At 59.9% G+C, this 18,007-nt stretch carries 15 protein-coding genes; 6 read left to right on the forward strand and 9 right to left on the reverse strand.

The features are described 5' to 3' along the window. Positions 1 to 26: 26 nt before the first annotated feature. The 6 genes from QMX93_RS17785 to QMX93_RS17810 form a co-directional block, all read right to left on the reverse strand. Positions 27 to 242, reverse strand: a complete 216-nt coding sequence (locus QMX93_RS17785) for a DUF4287 domain-containing protein (RefSeq protein WP_053120998.1) — start codon at positions 240 to 242, stop codon at positions 27 to 29. 155 nt (positions 243 to 397) lie between these two features. Then, on the reverse strand, positions 398 to 1,660 hold the full coding sequence (locus QMX93_RS17790; protein ID WP_282357418.1) for an MFS transporter: 1,263 nt from the start codon (positions 1,658 to 1,660) through the stop codon (positions 398 to 400). A gap of 117 nt (positions 1,661 to 1,777) precedes the next feature. Next, the gene (gene arsH / locus QMX93_RS17795) at positions 1,778 to 2,476 is read right to left on the reverse strand and encodes an arsenical resistance protein ArsH (RefSeq protein ID WP_282357420.1); all 699 of its coding nucleotides are present in this window, start codon (positions 2,474 to 2,476) and stop codon (positions 1,778 to 1,780) included. A 9-nt stretch (positions 2,477 to 2,485) separates the two neighbouring features. Next, complete coding sequence (locus tag QMX93_RS17800) at positions 2,486 to 2,956, reverse strand: arsenate reductase ArsC (RefSeq protein ID WP_159815182.1); 471 nt, start codon at positions 2,954 to 2,956, stop codon at positions 2,486 to 2,488. Positions 2,957 to 2,976: 20 nt separating this feature from the next. Then, positions 2,977 to 3,324: a metalloregulator ArsR/SmtB family transcription factor gene (locus QMX93_RS17805; RefSeq protein ID WP_282357423.1), complete on the reverse strand. Its 348-nt coding sequence runs from the start codon at positions 3,322 to 3,324 to the stop codon at positions 2,977 to 2,979. A 197-nt stretch (positions 3,325 to 3,521) separates the two neighbouring features. Beyond that, positions 3,522 to 4,406 carry a LysR family transcriptional regulator gene (locus QMX93_RS17810; RefSeq protein ID WP_282357425.1) on the reverse strand — a complete coding sequence of 295 codons (885 nt, stop codon included), beginning with the start codon at positions 4,404 to 4,406 and terminating at the stop codon, positions 3,522 to 3,524. A gap of 133 nt (positions 4,407 to 4,539) precedes the next feature. Between QMX93_RS17810 and QMX93_RS17815 the strand changes: the two genes are divergently transcribed. From QMX93_RS17815 to QMX93_RS17825, 3 genes are all read left to right on the forward strand, one after another. Further along, positions 4,540 to 6,186, forward strand: coding sequence for a GMC family oxidoreductase N-terminal domain-containing protein (locus QMX93_RS17815; protein WP_282357427.1), 1,647 nt, complete (start codon positions 4,540 to 4,542; stop codon positions 6,184 to 6,186). A 161-nt stretch (positions 6,187 to 6,347) separates the two neighbouring features. After that, positions 6,348 to 7,970, forward strand: coding sequence for an MFS transporter (locus QMX93_RS17820; RefSeq protein WP_282357428.1), 1,623 nt, complete (start codon positions 6,348 to 6,350; stop codon positions 7,968 to 7,970). A 293-nt stretch (positions 7,971 to 8,263) separates the two neighbouring features. Next, positions 8,264 to 10,477 (forward strand): C1 family peptidase, encoded by a 2,214-nt coding sequence (locus tag QMX93_RS17825; protein WP_282357430.1) that lies wholly within the window; start codon positions 8,264 to 8,266, stop codon positions 10,475 to 10,477. Here the strand turns inward: QMX93_RS17825 and QMX93_RS17830 are convergent. Continuing rightward, positions 10,474 to 10,842 carry a DUF427 domain-containing protein gene (locus QMX93_RS17830; RefSeq protein ID WP_159815188.1) on the reverse strand — a complete coding sequence of 123 codons (369 nt, stop codon included), beginning with the start codon at positions 10,840 to 10,842 and terminating at the stop codon, positions 10,474 to 10,476. The two genes, QMX93_RS17825 and QMX93_RS17830, sit on opposite strands and share 4 nt — an antisense overlap. Before the next feature lie 380 nt (positions 10,843 to 11,222). Here QMX93_RS17830 and QMX93_RS17835 point away from each other — a divergent pair, with 380 nt between their 5' ends. The 3 genes from QMX93_RS17835 (at position 11,223) to QMX93_RS17845 (ending at position 14,659) form a co-directional block, all read left to right on the forward strand. Further along, positions 11,223 to 13,142 carry a DNA topoisomerase III gene (locus QMX93_RS17835; protein WP_282357432.1) on the forward strand — a complete coding sequence of 640 codons (1,920 nt, stop codon included), beginning with the start codon at positions 11,223 to 11,225 and terminating at the stop codon, positions 13,140 to 13,142. Between the two features lie 174 nt (positions 13,143 to 13,316). Next, positions 13,317 to 13,820, forward strand: coding sequence for a GNAT family N-acetyltransferase (locus tag QMX93_RS17840; RefSeq protein ID WP_282357433.1), 504 nt, complete (start codon positions 13,317 to 13,319; stop codon positions 13,818 to 13,820). A gap of 509 nt (positions 13,821 to 14,329) precedes the next feature. Next, positions 14,330 to 14,659: a hypothetical protein gene (locus tag QMX93_RS17845; protein WP_053121022.1), complete on the forward strand. Its 330-nt coding sequence runs from the start codon at positions 14,330 to 14,332 to the stop codon at positions 14,657 to 14,659. 445 nt (positions 14,660 to 15,104) lie between these two features. On the opposite strand, the gene QMX93_RS17850 is transcribed toward QMX93_RS17845, so the two are convergent. Next, complete coding sequence (locus QMX93_RS17850; RefSeq protein WP_282357435.1) at positions 15,105 to 16,607, reverse strand: aldehyde dehydrogenase family protein; 1,503 nt, start codon at positions 16,605 to 16,607, stop codon at positions 15,105 to 15,107. A gap of 182 nt (positions 16,608 to 16,789) precedes the next feature. Continuing rightward, complete coding sequence (glsB, locus tag QMX93_RS17855) at positions 16,790 to 17,698, reverse strand: glutaminase B (RefSeq protein ID WP_282357437.1); 909 nt, start codon at positions 17,696 to 17,698, stop codon at positions 16,790 to 16,792. Positions 17,699 to 18,007 lie beyond the last annotated feature (309 nt).

Genomic DNA, 18,007 nt, shown 5'->3' on the forward strand with positions numbered 1-18,007 from the left:
GTGTGTCGTGTGAATGAGGACTGCCCTCACTTTTTGCTGTTGGCCAGATGATGCGCAACCAGTGCGTTGGCGTGGCCGTGGCCCATGCCGTGTTCGGTCTTGAGCCAGGCGACCAGTTCCATATGCTTTTTGTCGGTGTGGCCGGCGAGCAGGTTGAGCCAGTGGTCGATGGGCTGACCGTAGTTCTTTTCGATGGAGGGGAAGTAGGACGCCGGGCCTTTTATTTTGTTGTCTTCGCTCATGGTGGTGCCTCCTTGTGAATATTCATCAATAAAGCTGCCGAAGAATCTACCTGATTCTGGCGCTTTCAGGCCGCCAGAATCAAAAGATCGCAGCCTTCAACAGCTCCTGCACACGATCAATGTAGGAGCTGCCGAAGGCTGCGATCTTTTGATCTTCAAGGCACAGTAGCTCGAGGCCTCTCATTTTGCCGATCATTCATTTCAACCATTGAACGCTGCAACGTCTCCGGAAACGCCACCCACAACAACACCAACGCCACGGCCGCCACCCCCGCCAACGTCAAAAACGCCGCACTGTACCCCGCCGCCTGAACCACAAACCCCGCCAAACTATTACTCAACGCCGCGCCCAATCCAAACACGGTCGACAGCGCGCCCAGACTGACATTGAAGTGCCCGGTACCCAACGTCAGATCCTTCACCACCACCGGAAACAGCGCGCCGAAAATCCCCGCGCCGATGCCGTCGAGCAATTGCACCGCAACCAGCCAATAAGGGTCGTCGGACAAGATGTAAAGCACGCCGCGCAACGGCAAAATCATGAAGCCAGCGAGCAGCAGCGGTTTGCGTCCCCAGACATCGGCCTTGGCCCCGACCAGCAACGCGACCGGCACCATGACCAATTGCGCCGCGACGATGCAGGCCGAGGTCAATGGCGTGGCCATCTGCAGATTAGCCTGCGCGAGTTTCTGGCTCACTAGCGGCAGCATCGCCGCGTTCGCCAAGTGGAACAACGCGCAGCAAATGGCGAACAACAGCAGCGGTCTGTTCTTGAGCAAGACCGTCAGTCCCGACGGTTGTGTGCCGTGCCCTACCCCGCCGGGATCGAGGCCCCGTGCGACGTCGTGGTCGATAGCTTTGGGCGAAACGAAAGAGACGGCGATAACGCTGGAAATCGCCATCGCCGCCATCAGATAGAACACCGCGACCGGGCCGAACAGGTAGGCAAACACCCCGGCCAACAATGCCGCGCAGGCGTTGCCGGCGTGGTTGAAGGTTTCGTTGCGCCCGGTGCGTCTGGTGAAGGCGCGCAGGCCGGTAATGCCGAGGGTGATCGCGGAAATGGCCGGCGCAAAAATCGAAGCGGCGACGGCGCTGAGGGCTTGGGTCAACGCGACCAGGCTGAAGGACGTCACGAACGGCAGCAGCAGGCAACTACCGGTTACCAGCAGCGCCGCAATCGCAATGATCGCCCGTTTGCGCCGGGTGTTATCGACCAGCGCACCCGCCGGCGTTTGCGTGACGAGCGCGGCGATGCCGGCGATGGTCATGACCAGTCCGATGCTCGCCGGATCCCAGTGATGCACCGCCAGCAGGTAAATCGCCAAATAAGGGCCGAGCCCGTCGCGCACGTCCGCGAGGAAAAAGTTGAGGCTGTCGAGCGACAGGTTGTTGCGACGATCGAGGTGTGTGGCCACGGGCAGCGTCTTCAATGTTCGAGGTCGTGGGAATTGAATCAACCTCCGCTGAGTGAGTGACCTGTGGCGCGAGAACTTAGTTGCATGGGCCGGCTACGTCCAGCTGGCCGGGCGAGTTTAGATAGAACGCTGATTCACGCGATTCATGAGTTGCTCGGCGCTTTCCTTGCGTTCGGAATAGCGGTCGACCAGATGCGTTTGTTGGCCACGCAGCAACAGCGTGAATTTCACCAGTTCTTCCATCACATCGACGACGCGGTCGTAGAACGGTGAAGGTTTCATCCGCCCGGCGTCGTCGAATTCCATGTAGGCCTTCGGCACCGAGGATTGGTTGGGGATGGTGAACATGCGCATCCAGCGGCCCAACACGCGCAATTGGTTAACCACGTTGAACGACTGCGAACCGCCGCAGACTTGCATCACCGCGAGGGTTTTGCCTTGGGTCGGGCGCACGGCGCCGAGTTCCAGCGGGATCCAGTCGATCTGCGCCTTGAACACGGCAGACATGGAGCCGTGACGTTCCGGCGAGCACCAGACCTGGCCTTCCGACCACAGCACCAGATCACGCAGCTCTTGTACTTTCGGATGATCGACGGGGACGTCATCGGGCAACGGCAAACCGGAGGGATTGAAGATGCGTGTTTCGGCGCCGAAGTGTTCGAGCAGGCGTGCGGCCTCTTCGACCAGCAAGCGGCTGAAGGAGCGCTCGCGGGTCGAGCCGTAGAGCAGCAGGATGCGCGGCTTGTGTTCGCCTGGGTTCGAGGGTTTGACGTCGTCGAACAGGCTTGGGTCGAGGTTGGGCAAATGGTCGGACATGGGTTCTCCTTAGAGCGCGCCGATGCGGTCGAGCTCGCGTTGCAGTTGCTCGCGGCTGAGTCGGGCGAAGGGCAATTCGAGGAAGGCTTGGCAGCGCAGTTCGATGCGCGCGAGGGTGGCGTGGAAAGCGGCGTTGATCGCGGCTTCGTCGCCGTTCACTTCGGACGGATCTTCCAGTCCCCAATGGGCTTTGAGGGCCGGGCCGAAGTACACCGGACAAGTCTCGCCAGCGGCTTTGTCGCAGACGGTGATGACGATGTCGGGCGGGTTATCTTCGAAGGCGTCGTTGCCTTTGCTGTGCAGGCCGTCGATGGCAATGCCGGCCTGTTGCAGCGTGGTCAGACTGCGCGGCAGCACCTGCCCTTTCGGGAAACTGCCAGCGCTGACGGCTGCGAATCCGACGGGTGCCAGGTGATTGAACAGGGCTTCTGAGAGGATGCTGCGGCAGCTGTTGGCCGTGCACATAAACAGGATTCGCATGGGTTGCTCCGGTAGAAGATTCAGCAGCACGCGGCGTCGCGCACGGGACGGCCATCCATGTTGTGCAGGCGTGTGGCGTTGTCCTTGAGCCACTCGGTGTTGGCCTTGGCCGTCACTTGCAGGATGTCGCCAATCCACGCCGGCAGATCCGGATTGAGGCGGTAATAGACCCATTGGCCCTGACGGCGATCGAGCAACAGACCGTTGCTGCGCAGTTGCGCGAGGTGGCGGCTGATTTTGGGCTGGCTGTCATCGAGCGCACACATCAGCTCGCAGACGCAGAGCTCACCTTGACTGGCGATCAGCAGAATGGCGCGGACACGGGTTTCATCGGCCAGGCATTTGAAGACTTCGGTGGGGCTGATCATCGGGTGGGCTCGATACATATGGAAAAACGAATATACGGATTTCCATATATTAATCAAGCCAGAATATTAAGCGCGCCGAAAATCCCTGTGGGAGCGGGCTTGCTCGCGAATGCGGTGTGTCTGATAAGCATATGTTTACTGACCCACCGCTTTCGCGAGCAAGCCTGCTCCCACAGGGGGGAATTTGGTGTGTCAGGCTAGCCGCGCAGCAGGTGCTGTTCGGCTTCACACAACCCCACCACATAATCCCAAACCACCCGCAGCCGCACCGACTTGTGCAGCTCCCGCCGTGTGCTGATCCAGTAGCTGCGCTCTATGCTTTCATCCGGTAGTAACGGCACAAGATCAGGATCCGACGCCGCCATGTAGCAAGGCAACACCGCAATCCCCAACCCCGACCGCGCCGCTTCCTGCTGGGCGATGACGCTGGTGCTGTGAAACACCACCCGAGGGCTGCGGCAGAAGCTGTTGAGGAACATCAGTTCCTGGCTGAACAGCAAATCGTCGACATAACCGATCCACGCATGCCGGCCCAAATCCTCACGGCTGCTCAATGGCGGCGCTTTGTCGAGGTAGCTTTGGCTGGCATAAAGCGCCAATCGATAATCGGTGAGTTTGCGCGTGACCAGCATGTCCGCCGCCGGCCGTTCCAGATGAATACTGATCTCCGCCTCGCGGTTGAGAATGCTGACAAACCGCGGCACGGCGACCAGTTCCACTTCCAGTCCCGGATAGCGCTCGAACAAGCCGATCATGCGGCTGGCGAGGAATTTGATGCCGAGCCCCTCAGTCACGCCCACGCGAATCTTGCCCAGCGGCGCCGTCGATTGAGTGATCTCTTCCTGCGCCAGCAACGCCACGTTCTCCATCGCCTCCGCATGCTTGAGCAGCGCCTCCCCCGCCGGGGTCATCTCATAGCCCTGAGCATGCTGGACAAACAACGCAGTGCCGAGGCTTTTTTCGATGGCTTCGATGTGGCGGGCGACGGTGGCGTGGGTGGTGTTGAGGCGCCGGGCGGCGGTGAGCAGGCGGCCGCTACGTTGCAGTTCGAGAAAAAACCGCAGGTCGTTCCAGTCGAACATGCTGTGTCCTTGTCGGCTATTGTCTAGTGAGGCTGTTTAAAAACGCACAGCGGCTGCGCAAAAACTAACATTCTTTTGACGAAAGCTAACAACTAGAGTGTCCGACAACAAAAACAATAAGTGAGGTCAGGGAATGCAGACTTCCCTCGATGAATTCGACTACATCGTGGTCGGCGCCGGCCCCGCCGGGTGCTTGCTGGCCAATCGGCTGTCGGCCGATCCGCAGCAGCGCGTGTTGCTGCTCGAAGCCGGCGGACGCGACAACTATGCGTGGATTCACATTCCTGTGGGTTACCTGTTCTGCATCGGTAATCCGCGCACCGACTGGTGCTTCAAAACCGAACAACAAGCCGGCCTCAATGGCCGCGCGCTGAGCTATCCGCGCGGCAAAGTGCTGGGCGGCTGCTCGTCGATCAACGGCATGATCTACATGCGCGGCCAGGCCAATGACTACGACGGCTGGGCGGCCGAGGGCAATCCGGGCTGGGCCTGGAACGACGTGCTGCCGCTGTTCAAACAGAGCGAAAACCACTTTGCCGGCGCCGCTGATTTTCACGGTGCCAAGGGCGAATGGCGGGTCGAACAACAGCGCTTGTCGTGGCCGATTCTCGATGCGTTTCGCAGTGCCGCCGAACAGAGCGGCATCGCCAGCATCGATGACTTCAATCAGGGCGACAACGAGGGTTGCGGCTACTTTCAGGTCAATCAGAAATCCGGCGTGCGCTGGAACGCGGCGAAGGCGTTTCTGAAACCGGTACGCGACCGGGCGAACCTGACGGTGCTGACCGGGGTTGAGGTGGATCGTGTCCTGCTGGAGAACGGTCGCGCCTCAAAAGTCAGTGCGCGGCATGAAGGTCAGGTCAAACAGTTCAAGGCGGGCAAAGAGATCGTCTTGTGCGCGGGATCGGTCGGTTCGCCGAGCATTTTGCAGCGCTCCGGGATTGGCCCGCGACCGCTGCTGGAACGCCTTGGTATCGGCGTGATTCATGAGTTGCCGGGCGTCGGCGGCAACCTGCAGGATCACCTGCAATTGCGCCTGATCTACAAACTGGAAAACGCGCGCACCCTGAATCAAATCGCCGGCAGTGTGTGGGGCAAGATGGGCATGGGTCTGCGTTATTTGTATGACCGCAGTGGGCCGCTGTCGATGGCGCCGAGTCAGTTGGGCGCGTTTGCGCGTTCGGGGCCGGAGCAGACCTCAGCGAATCTGGAATATCACGTGCAACCGTTGTCGCTGGAGCGCTTTGGCGAGCCGTTGCACAGCTTCCCCGCGTTTACCGCTTCTGTCTGCGATCTGCGTCCGCAGAGTCGTGGGCGCATCGACATTCGTTCGGCGGATCCGCAGGAAGCGCCGCTGATTCAACCCAACTACCTTAGTCATCCAGAGGATTTGCGTGTGGCGGCGGATGCGATTCGTCTGACCCGGCGCATCGTCAGCGCCCCTGCCTTGCAAGCGTTCAAACCGGTGGAATATTTGCCCGGCGCGAGTTTGCAAAGTGAAGAGGAATTGCATCAGGCAGCGGCGACGATTGGCACGACGATTTTCCACCCGGTCGGCACGTGCCGCATGGGCAATGACGGTGACGCGGTGGTCGATGCGCAACTGCGCGTTCACGGCGTGCCCGGTTTGCGCATCGCCGATGCCTCGATCATGCCGCGCATCACCTCGGGCAACACCTGTTCGCCTACGCTGATGATTGCCGAGAAAGCGGCACAACTCATTCTCAACCCCAACACCAGGAGCAGCACCGCAAAACCGGAACTGGCCCAAACCCTGTAGGAGCTGCCGAAGGCTGCGATCTTTTGACTTTGAATTTTTGAAATCAAAACCAAGATCAAAAGATCGCAGCCTGCGGCAGCTCCTACAGGGAATATGCGTTTGATTCATGGACATCGAGCATCAGTGGAACAACAAAAACAATCACTGTGAGGGATACCGATATGTCAGAACACGCTCAGCCGCTGGCCGCTGCGAGCAGCGCCACAACCAGCAACGACACACAAAAAGTCATCTTCGCTTCATCACTGGGGACGGTGTTCGAGTGGTATGACTTCTTCCTTTACGGCGCCCTCGCGGCGGTGATCAGCAAGCAGTTTTTCGCCGGGGTCAACGACACCACGGCGTTCATCTTTGCGCTGATGGCGTTCGCCGCAGGCTTTATCGTGCGGCCGTTCGGGGCGCTGGTGTTCGGGCGGTTGGGGGACATGATCGGGCGTAAATACACCTTCCTCGCGACGATCATTTTGATGGGCGTGGCGACGTTCTGCGTCGGCCTGCTGCCGACCTACGCCAGCATCGGCATCGCCGCACCGATCATTCTGGTGGTGCTGCGCATGCTTCAGGGCCTGGCGCTCGGCGGTGAATACGGCGGCGCGGCGACCTACGTGGCGGAACACGCGCCGATCGGCAAACGCGGTTTCCACACCAGCTGGATTCAATCCACCGCGACCCTCGGCCTGTTGCTGTCGTTGCTCGTCGTGCTCGGTTGCCGCTACTTCACCGGCGATCAGTTCGAAGTGTGGGGCTGGCGCATTCCGTTCCTGCTGTCGATCGTGCTGCTGGGCATTTCCACCTGGATTCGCCTGAGCCTGCACGAGTCGCCGGCCTATCTGAAAATGAAAGAAGAAGGCAAAACCTCCAAGGCGCCGATCCGCGAATCCTTCGGCAAATGGGAAAACCTCAAAGTCGTGTTGATCGCGCTGTTCAGCATCAACGCCGGGCAAGCGGTGACCTTCTACGCGGCACAGTTTTACGTGCTGTTCTTCCTCACCCAGTTCCTGAAAATGGATCCGGCGGTGGCCAACACCTTGCTGATTATCAGCGTGGTGATCGGTGCGCCGTTCTTCATCATTTTCGGCTGGCTGTCGGACAAGGTCGGACGCAAACCGGTGCTGATGCTCGGCCTGCTGCTGGCGACGGCGCTGTACTTCCCGATCTTCAAATCGCTGGCGCACTACGCCAACCCGGCCATCGATCAGGCCAGCCGTCAGGCGCCGATCACGGTGATGGCGGATCCGGCGACCTGCACTTTCCAGTTCGATCCGGTCGGCAAGGCGAAATTCGACAGTCCGTGCGACAAGGCGAAAACCTTCCTGGTCAAGCAAGGCCTGCCCTACTCCAGCGTCGCTGCGCCGGCTGGTACGGCGATACAAATCAGCGTCGGTGACGTGAAGCTCGACGGCTACGATGAAGCGGCATTGCGCGGCGCGATCACCCTCGCCGGCTACCCGCAACAGGCCGATGCGCAACAGATCAACAAGCCGATGATTGTCGCGCTGATCGTGGCACTGATCATTATTTCGGCCATGTGCTACGGGCCGCTGGCGGCGCTGATGGTTGAACTGTTCCCGACGCGCATCCGCTACACCTCGATGTCGCTGCCTTATCACATTGGCAACGGCTGGTTTGGCGGGTTCCTGCCGACGGTGTCGTTTGCGTTGGTGGTGTACACCGGGGATATTTTTTATGGGCTGTGGTACCCGGTGTTGATTACCGGCGTGAGCCTGGTGGTGGGGATGATCTTTTTGCGTGAGACCAAAAACATCGACCTCGATAAAAACTAACTCCACCCATTATTTCCCAGTTGAAAGAAACCCTGTGGCGAGGGGATTTATCCCCGCTGGGGTGCGAAGCGCCCCCAAAACCTGCAACCAAGGTGTACCTGACACACCGAGTTGAAGGCATTGGGGCTGCTTCGCAACCCATCGGGGATGAATCCCCTCGCCACAGAGGGCTCAGCTCGGCCATCGCGTTTCGCGCCCACCCGCCAAATCTCGTCTACGATAACCCTCACCCTTTTTAATCCCTGCGGCGCAGGACTGCGTTGGTGACGTGGGGTCGAATCGAGCACTCCATCATGCCCGCCTCCCGCTTCGCCCTCGCGCAAACCACCATCACCCTCGACGCCCGTCCTGATCGCCTCGACCTGCGCGACCGGATCTTCACCGCGCGCGTGCAATCACTGCCCGCCTCGTTCCCGGCAGACACTGAAGTCAGCAGCCAACTGGCCGATTATCTCGGCCGCGAAATGGTGCTGTACCAAGGCAAGGAAGGCGCCTGCACCGGGTTCGGCCTGTCCGCCGTGATCAACTATTTGCTGTGGCGCCGCGATCGCGATTCGGTGAAAACCAGCCCGCGCCAGCTCTACCATTTGGCCAAGCTCTACGACGAATGGCCTGGCGAGGATTACGCCGGTTCCAGTTGCCGTGGCGCGCTCAAGGGCTGGCACAAGCACGGCGTCTGCGAGAAAAGTCTGTGGCCCTACACCGTCGCCGCCGACGGCTCGGTGCCGGACTTTGAAGCCCCCGCGCCGAACTGGGCGGAAGACGCCGTCACTCGCCCGCTCGGGGTTTATTACCGCGTGGAAAAAGACGACATCACGTCGATGATGGCGGCGCTGTTCGAAACCGGCGCGCTGTACGTGTCGGCCAATGTCCATTCCGGTTGGGCACTCAAACCCAAGGCCAACACCAAAGCCTTCCAGAGCACGGCGCAGTTGCCGGTGATCAAATGGAACGCCAAACCTCAGGGCGGTCACGCCTTCGCGTTGATCGGCTACACCCACGATGGATTTATCGTGCAGAACTCCTGGTCGACCGATTGGGGTTACTCGGGTTTTGCGATTCTCACCTACGAGGACTGGCTGGCCAACGGCACCGATGCCTGGGCCGTGGGCCTTGGCGTGCCGATCAGACACGGCGCGATTTCGCGCAATGCGCGGCTCGATAAAGCGCAGGGAGAATCGGTGTTCCGTGATGCCTTGCCGACCTCCAGCGCCAAGCGTGAAGGCGTCTCGCTGTTCTCCGCTGAAGCACCGACAGCCGCCCGCAAAGGCCCGGCCGCGCTGACCAACGATCAGGCTTACGGGCTGACCATCGTCATGGAAAACAACGGCAGCATCGGCCCACGCTTGACCGATGTGGAAAACGTGCGCGCCGCCGTCGCGCGCATCGTCCGCGAATCGCCCAAGGCCTGGTTCGACAAACTCCCCGCCGGGCAAAAACCGAAAATTCTGCGCATCGCAATCTACGCCCACGGCGGGCTCAACTCGGAGCAGGATTCGATCAAACGCATTTGCGCGATGGCGCCGTACTTCCTCGAAAACGGCGTCTATCCGCTGTTCATCACTTGGCGCACCGGGGTGCTGGAGACGCTGACCGACATCGTCAAAGATGCCCTGCCCGGCCTGTTTCCAGATTCAGGTGGCTTGGGCGACGTGTTCAAAGTGATCAAGGACAAAGCCACCGAAGGTCTGGATCGCACCGTGGAAATGGCCACTAAAAAACTCGGTGGCGATCAGTGGAGCCAGATGAAGCAGAACGCCGAAGCCGCGTCGGTGGCCGGATTCACCCCGCGCGGGCTGATTGAAACGGCTGATAACCTGAAAAAACTCACGGCGGATGTCGGCGCCGACAAGATCGAATTGCACCTGATCGGCCACTCCGCCGGCTCGCTGATTAATGGCCACCTGATCCAGTTGCTCTGGGCCCGAGGCCTGCCGATTGCCACCTCAACACTGCTCGCGCCGGCCTGCACGCTCGACTTCGCCAACTCGACCTTCCGCAAAGTCATCGAGGGCGGCGGCCTCAAGCGCAAGGACTTCCACCTGCACATGATGTCGGACAACCGCGAGCAGGATGACAACGTCATCGGTGTCTATCACAAGTCGCTGCTCTATCTGGTGTCGCGCTCCTATGAAGAATTGCAGCGCATGCCGTTGTTGGGCATGGCCAAGAGTCTCGACGGCGCGTATCAGGACTTCAGCAAACCTGACTTGTGCGAATGGAACATCGCCGCGCAGGACATGACCGTGCAATGGAACAACTTCTACTGGGGCAACAAAATCCCCACAGGTTTTGCCCTGACCGGCAACGGCCTGAGTGCAGAGTCGGCGAAAACCCTGCACCTCTACAACGACGTGAAAATGACCTATGGGCCGGGCACCAAAGCAGACACCTCGCACGGTGGTTTTGATAATGACTTGAACGCGATGACCACCACGCTGAAGACGATTCTGCGGCTCGGCCCCGATGCGAAACTGGATCAGCCATTTATCGACCTGAACTACTAGGGCTCGGCCTTGATCACTTCGAACTTCACTTGATCGGGGTAGAACGCCACGTAATCGCGGATCGGCGCGACCGAGACTTTCGGGTTTTCGTACGTCCACACGGCGTTGGCGCCTTCGTGTCCGGGGATTTGCAGACTGAAGTAGCTGGCATCGCCCTTGTACGGGCAATAACTGGTGTGGTCGGTGCGGGCGAAATACTTTTCGTCGATGTCTTCGCGGGGGACGTAATAGACCGGCGGGTAATTGGCTTCGTTGAGGATCAGCACGTGTGAGGACGCGGCGACCTGGATGCCGTGGAATTTCACCAGCAGGCAACCGACGAGTTGTTCGAGGTTGATGACAGGGCTGGGGCCGGAGGTTTTCATGGGGGTTTCTCCTGAGGACTGCGAAGAGACCGGTTCAGGTATAGCCCAAGTGATGTGGTTGCGGGTAGTTGACAGCCGAACGGCAAGAGCCCCTCACCCCAACCCTCTCCCAGGGGTAGAGGGAGCAGACCGAGGTGTCTGGCGTCATGCGCCGACCTGGATGTGCTGTGTCGATTATGGATTCCCTACCGATCATTCAAGTCGGTGTACTTCCCCAATATCCCCCAATCAGTCCCCTCTCCCTTTGGGAGAGGGCTAGGGTGAGGGCCAACAGACCCCGCAACACTTTTTATCTGTATATCCATACAGATAAAAGTTGCCCCCCAGCGCAACAAAAGCCATCCTGTGCACCTCCAGAACAACGATCAACGATGGTGGTTATGCGGCTGTACCTCTGTGAAAAACCTTCCCAGGCCAAAGACATTGCGGCCGTACTCGGTGCCAAGCGCCGGGGCGACGGCTGCTGGCTGGGGACGGATGTCAGAGTGACCTGGTGCATCGGCCATCTGCTGGAAACCGCGCCGCCGGATGCCTACGACGCGCGCTATAAACGCTGGGTGCTGGCCGATCTGCCGATCATTCCGGAAAAATGGAAGATGACCGTCAAGCCGCGCACCGCGAGCCAGTACAAAGCGGTGAAGCGTCTGCTCGGCGAGGCCAGCGAGCTGATCATCGCCACCGATGCCGACCGTGAGGGCGAAATGATCGCCCGCGAACTGGTCGAGCACTGCCGCTATCGTGGGCCGATTCGGCGCTTGTGGCTGTCGGCGCTGGACGAAGCATCGATCCGCAAGGCGCTCGCCGCGCTGAAACCGGGTGCCGAAACCTTCAGCCTGTATCACTCGGCGCTGGGGCGATCGCGGGCAGATTGGCTGATCGGCATGAACATGAGTCGGCTGTTCACGCTGCTGGGGCGTCAGTCGGGTTATCAAGGCGTATTGCCGGTGGGCCGCGTGCAGACACCGACCCTGCGTCTGGTGGTGGATCGCGACCGCAGCATCGCCGATTTTGTGCCGGTGCCGTTCTGGGCCATCGACGTGGATCTGCTGCACAACGGCACGCCGTTCACCGCGCAGTGGCGGGCGCCGTCGGATGCTTGTGATGATCAGGATCGTTGCCTCAATCAAGCGTTGGCTCAGCAAGCGGCGGCGGCCATCGGCAATGCGGCGACTGCCCGAGTGGTCAAACTGCGCACCGAACGTATGCGCGAAGTGGCACCCCTGCCCTTCGATCTCGGCACGTTGCAGGAAGTCTGCTCGAAGAAACTCGGCCTCGGCGCGCAGGAAACCCTCGACATCGCCCAGGCACTCTACGAAACCTACAAAGTCGTCACCTACCCGCGCAGTGATTGCGGTTACCTGCCGCTGAGTCAGCACAGCGAGGCGCCGGGGATTCTTGCGGCGTTACGCCAGGCCGACCCGAGCCTTGAAGCGTTGAACGGCTTTCTCGAGCCTCAGCGCAAGTCGCGGGCGTGGAACGACGCCAAGGTCAGCGCTCACCACGGCATCATCCCCACCGCGGCGGCGAAGAACTTCGAGCGCCTGACCGGCAAACATCGCGCGGTCTACACGTTGATTCGCGCGCGCTATCTGGCGCAGTTCCTGCCCAACCACGAATACGATCGCACTCAGGCCGACTTCGATTGCGCGGGTGAAGCGCTGCGCGCGGTGGGCAAGCAGATTATCGAGCCGGGCTGGAAGCGCGCATTGCCTGAGGCGCTCGCACCGGCCAAGGGACGCGAGGCGCCAGCACCGCAAACCCTGCCAGCGCTGAGCCAAGGTGTTGAGTGCGCGGTGGCCGACGTGAAGTTCAAGGATCTGTGGACGCAGCCGCCCAAGCCTTACACCGAAGGCGATCTGATCAAGGCGATGAAGAACGTCGCCAAACTGGTGGAAGATCCGCTGCTCAAACAGAAACTCAAGGACACCACCGGGATTGGCACCGAGGCTACTCGCGCGTCGATCATTCAAGGATTGCTCGATCGTGGTTATCTGGTGAAGAACGGCAAGGCGCTGGCCGCCACACCCGCCGCGTTCAGCCTGATCGACGCCGTGCCCCGCGCGATTGCCGACCCCGGCACTACGGCGATCTGGGAACAGGCGCTGGACATGGTGCAAAGCGGCGAGATGAGTCTGGAAGAATTCGTCACCAAACAAGCGGCGTGGATGAGCAAGCAAGTGACACGCTGCTCCGCGCTGAGCCTGACCATCAGCGGCCCACCGCCGACCGGCAAAGCGGCGACACCGTGGAAGAAAAAGCGCAAATCCACCCGCAGCCCGGCTAAGCGCACAGCCAAATAAACTGATTTGCCGCGACCTTGTGGCGAGGGGATTTATCCCCGCTGGAGTGCGCAGCAGTCCCCAGCTTTTTAAGAGTCAAAAGAGGGTTTGCTGCGCAACCCAACGGGGATAAATCCCCTCGCCACAGGGGCCAGAGTCCACACTGATGGGAAGCCATTGCCGAGAGTTGACGCCATGCCCACCATCACCCTCCACCCCGCCCAACGCGATGACTTCGACACCGTCAACAATCTCATGCAGTTCTATCTGCACGATCTCAGCGAATGGCTCCCGCTAAAATTCGCCCACCACGGCTTCTTCCCCAACCAACTCGAAGAAAGCTACTGGCGCCACCCCGCCACCCAACCCTTCCTGATCCACGTCGACGACGAACTCGCCGGTTTCATCATCGTCGACAACCAGACCCACCTCCCCAGCGCCGAGCACAACATCAGCTATTTCTTCCTCGCCCGACGCTGGCGTGGCCAAGGTGTCGCCCAGTTTGTCGTCTCCACCCTCTTGAGCCGGATCCCCGGGCAATGGCAAATTTTCCATATAGACGCCAACCCGCCGGCGCAACGCTTCTGGGCCGGACTCATCCCTCGATTGAGCGGTGGTGAATTCACCCGACGGCAGGGTGAAGTAGACGGTTACCCTTGCACTTTTTACGTCCTGCACGCACCTTTTTCCGTTGCTTGAACGGATCCTTTCTCATTCCAAAACAGCTTTGTCCGACAATATGTAGTGAGCAAAAATAATCACTACATAACTGTTGACGGCGTCGTTTTGCTTTTGCATGATGAAGACGTTCCCCGATCGGGAACATCGGTAACACGCTTGAGCAAACTCGTCTGACCGCCGAGTTGTTTTTTCCGGATACACGCTGCCCACAAGGCAGATTGAAGAAGCTGACCTGGCCTGAACGTCCAGTACAAGGACGAGAAGCGCTGGCGAAAATTCTCAAGACGCTTGTGGTCGACGCTGCACAGGTCGGCAAGGAGCCTCCCGGTTTTCGCTGCTTCTCCTCGTTGTGACGCTATTGCGTAGCAGTTATTCAACACGACTACATGCAACAGATGCACGACCCCGTATTTCAACGGGCGAGCGCTGACGTCCTGGTTTCGGTGCCAGGGATCAACTAACCGATGGGCTACCTGTATTAGCGAATCAACTTTGAAAGATAACCAGACTGGTCAAGGGGCAACATTATGAATCTGAACAATCAACCTACTATCGAAGAACTGGCTCGTATGTTCGCTGCGCAAAAAGACAGCCACGACAGCCACATTCTGTGGATCAGCAAATCGGGTCAGGTGCATATCGACTGCCTGGCGCCCCACGCTGGTGAAGAAGAGTTCGACCAGAACAACCAGAACCTGCTGGCCCGCCTGAAGATGTACCGCCGCGGCCACGGCTATGTCGGCAAGAAAGCCGCGGCCGATCGGGACTTCATCGGTAATGTTCTGCAAACGCTGAAACAGGCGTGGGACTCGATGCAGAACAAGAACGAAGTTCGGGTGATTGATCGGTTCTGCTGATTCACTACTTTAATAATTGAAAGGGCCTGCTTCCTTATAAAGAAGCGGGCCCTTTTTTGTTCGCTTTATTGATATGGCTTGACTGGAATTGTAGCCCCTCACCCCAGCCCTCTCCCGAGGGAGAGGGAGCCGATTTGTGGTGCTTTCAACATATGAGTTCGGCACAGCATTTTCAGGTCGACGCAACTTGCCCAATCAACTCGGTCAGTCCCCTCTCCCTCCGGGAGAGGGTTAGGGTGAGGGCATTCCCCTGCCCAACACCATTCCAACAAACGCCACCGCCGCCGCACTGTGATAATTATTCCGTCGCCGCAACAACGCCGAATGAACACTTGTGGCGAGGGGATTTATCCCCGATGGGTCGCGCAGCGGCCCCAAAAGATTGGGCCTGCTGCGCAGTCCAGCGGGGATAAATCCCCTCGCCACAGGTTGTTTGCCGCTCTGTTTAGCGTTTTACGCTCAGGTCGATCTGGGTCATGCGGCTGCGCACCGTGAACACGCCATCCCCCGAAAGAATCGCGCTGCGTGCAAACAAGCGCCCGCTCTCCCAGTTCGAAAGCCCAAGTTCCGGCTTGTTCAGCGCGTACTGCCCATCGACCCAACGGGTGATGCCGTTACCCACAAACGGCGCATTCACCGCGTTGTAAAAACGCTCTTGAGCCGCATCGTCCTCACTGATCAACGACACCGTAAACTGCGGGCTATAGCGGTTGAACAGCGCAATCGCCTGATTCAGATCGTCAACGATCATCAGGCTGACTTCCGGGGTTTCTTCCCATTCCCACTCGCGGCCCAATGCCGATTGCGCCAGCGGTTCAGCCAAGGCTTCAGTCTGATAACCCTCGGCGCGATACACCTCGACCGTCGCGTTCTGCCACTCACTCGGCAGGTAACTTTCACTGCCCTCGACGATGTGCAATTTGCAGCCCTGACCGCGTGCAGTGCCGGCCTGCTGCAGTGCATCAAGAAACAGCGGCACCAGTTCTGCCGCACGCTCACGCTGGATCAGGCAGACGTTCAGCGTGTTGCATACTTTGCGATCCAGTGAATTACGCACTACCGCGGCGAAGCGTTTGGCGTCTGCGTCACGATCGGCAATCAGCCACGCCCCGCCCGTACCGTGCAGGCTGACGGCGGTGCCGGCCTGCTGGGCGATGCTGCCCAATTGACTCACCGCACGACCCGAACCGCGCGCCACGGCCAGCGACAAACGCCGATCGGCAAACATCGCCCAACCGGCGGCGTGGTTGACGCTTTCCACCAACGACACTGCGCCGGCCGGCAAACCTGCCTCGGCCAGCGCTGGATTCAAGGCGTGGGTGACGATGGCCTGCGCGGTGCCCAAGGCATCGCTGCCAATGCGCAGCACGGCGGTGTTGCCGGTGCGCAATACGCCGGCCGCGTCGGCGAACACGTTCGGCCGTCCTTCAAAGACAAACGCGACGATGCCCAGCGGCGAGACCACTTGCTCAACTTTCCAGCCGTCGTGCTCGACGCTGCTGATGACTTTGCCGCGCGTCGCGGCGGCATCACGCCAGGCGCGCAGGCCGGCGATCATGTCGCGGCGCATGCGTTCATCGGCGAGCAATCGGGTGGTGGAACGGCCGCGGGACTTGGCACGTTCAATGTCGGCCAGGTTCGCCGCTTCAATCTGCGCCCAGCTCTCTGCGGTTTCCAGACGTTGTGCGAACAGGTCGAAAAACTGGCTGATCGCTTCGTCAGAGACCGCCGACAACGCGGTGAAAGCCGAGGCCGCGCGTTCGATCGCCACCGAGGCCGCTTGTTGATCGACGATGGGAATCAGCAACAGCTCGCCACTCACCTGCTCGACCAGCAGGTGGTCTCCGGGCTGAAACCGCGCGGCCAGTTCGGGGCTGACCACGGTGACGCGGTTGCCAGCGAAAGGGATCGGGGTGCCAGCGACGAGACGTTCGAGTGCAAGAGACATGAAGCGGATTCACCATGCAGGGAGCGGCCGGAAAATGTATAGGAACACCCTCCCAACAGGCAACACAAAACCCTTGTAGGAGCAGAGCTTGCTCGCGAAGACGGCTTGTCAGGCAACGGGTTTGTTGAATGTCAGGACGCTTTCGCGAGCAAGCTTTGCTCCTACAGGTTGAGGTGTTTGGACTAAAACACTGACCAGCCAATTCTGGAGCTGAGCATCTCCAGCGCCGCCATCCCCGCCAGCGAGTTACCCGCAGCATTCAGCTCCGGCGACCACACGCACACCGTGAACTGCCCCGGCACCACCGCGACAATCCCGCCACCGACGCCGCTCTTGCCCGGCAAACCCACGCGATAAGCAAAATTGCCCGCCTCGTCATACAGCCCACTGGTGGCCATGATCGAGTTGACCTGCTGAGTCTGCCGCCGCGCGAGAATCTTCTCGCCGCTGTGTTTGCAAAAACCGTCGTTGGCCAAAAAGCAAAACGCCCGCGCCAGATCGATGCAATTCATCCGCAGTGCGCAGTGGCTGAAGTAACTGCGCAGCACTGCTTCAACGTCGTTGTGAAAGTTACCGAACGATTGCATTAGATACGCCATCGCCGCATTGCGCGCGCGGTGCTGATATTCGGACTCGGCGACTTTGCCGTCGATCATGATCTGCGGGTTGCCCGACAGGCGCCGCACGAAATCGCGCATCGACAGGGTCGGCGCGGCGAAGCGCGACTGGTTGATGTCGCAGATCACCAACGCACCAGCATTGATGAACGGATTGCGTGGTCGGCCGCGTTCGAATTCCAGCTGCACCAGCGAGTTGAAAGGCTGGCCTGACGGCTCATGACCCAGACGTTCCCAGATCGCTTCGCCGGAATGTTCGATGGCCTGCACCAGGCTGAACACCTTGGAAATACTCTGCACCGAGAACGGCGTGTCGGCGTCGCCGGCGCAGTACATTTCGCCGTCATTGCCGTACACAGCGATGCCCAATTGATTGGCCGGCACAGTGCCGAGGGCGGGGATGTAGTCAGCCACCTTGCCCTGTCCGATCAGAGGACGGACAGCGTCAAGGATCTCGTTCAACAGCGCTTGCATGCCGGGTTCCGAAGTCTCGCCCCATGGGATTGCGGGGACACTGGGGCTAGACGCTGCGCGGGGGAATCGGATCACACCTCACTGACACCCTGATGAACAAAATGTGGGAGCGGGCATGCTCGCGAAGGCGGTGTGTCAGCCACATCAGTGCAATGTGTGCCGACGCCTTCGCGAGCAAGCCCGCTTGTATGGTAGGACTCGAAGGGGTGGGTGGGACCAAAAGCCAGCTTCTGACTGTTAGCCCAGTACAGACTGTGGGAGACATCGGCCCCACCCCTTCCACCAAAGCGCCGATAAAGAATGCTTCGT

The organism is Pseudomonas sp. PS01303 (genome assembly GCF_029959385.1).
Lineage (GTDB): Bacteria > Pseudomonadota > Gammaproteobacteria > Pseudomonadales > Pseudomonadaceae > Aquipseudomonas > Aquipseudomonas rustica.

Bases quoted from the DNA above. Each gene is read 5' to 3' on its own strand.
- arsH (WP_282357420.1), bottom strand. From the start codon at position 2,476: ATGTCCGACCATTTGCCCAACCTCGACCCAAGCCTGTTCGACGACGTC.
- QMX93_RS17785 (WP_053120998.1), bottom strand. From the start codon at position 242: ATGAGCGAAGACAACAAAATAAAAGGCCCGGCGTCCTACTTCCCCTCC.
- QMX93_RS17810 (WP_282357425.1), bottom strand. From the start codon at position 4,406: ATGTTCGACTGGAACGACCTGCGGTTTTTTCTCGAACTGCAACGTAGC.
- QMX93_RS17820 (WP_282357428.1), top strand. From the start codon at position 6,348: ATGTCAGAACACGCTCAGCCGCTGGCCGCTGCGAGCAGCGCCACAACC.
- QMX93_RS17805 (WP_282357423.1), bottom strand. From the start codon at position 3,324: ATGATCAGCCCCACCGAAGTCTTCAAATGCCTGGCCGATGAAACCCGT.
- QMX93_RS17800 (WP_159815182.1), bottom strand. From the start codon at position 2,956: ATGCGAATCCTGTTTATGTGCACGGCCAACAGCTGCCGCAGCATCCTC.
- QMX93_RS17830 (WP_159815188.1), bottom strand. From the start codon at position 10,842: ATGAAAACCTCCGGCCCCAGCCCTGTCATCAACCTCGAACAACTCGTC.
- QMX93_RS17840 (WP_282357433.1), top strand. From the start codon at position 13,317: ATGCCCACCATCACCCTCCACCCCGCCCAACGCGATGACTTCGACACC.
- QMX93_RS17850 (WP_282357435.1), bottom strand. From the start codon at position 16,607: ATGTCTCTTGCACTCGAACGTCTCGTCGCTGGCACCCCGATCCCTTTC.
- QMX93_RS17835 (WP_282357432.1), top strand. From the start codon at position 11,223: ATGCGGCTGTACCTCTGTGAAAAACCTTCCCAGGCCAAAGACATTGCG.
- QMX93_RS17845 (WP_053121022.1), top strand. From the start codon at position 14,330: ATGAATCTGAACAATCAACCTACTATCGAAGAACTGGCTCGTATGTTC.
- QMX93_RS17815 (WP_282357427.1), top strand. From the start codon at position 4,540: ATGCAGACTTCCCTCGATGAATTCGACTACATCGTGGTCGGCGCCGGC.
- glsB (WP_282357437.1), bottom strand. From the start codon at position 17,698: ATGCAAGCGCTGTTGAACGAGATCCTTGACGCTGTCCGTCCTCTGATC.
- QMX93_RS17825 (WP_282357430.1), top strand. From the start codon at position 8,264: ATGCCCGCCTCCCGCTTCGCCCTCGCGCAAACCACCATCACCCTCGAC.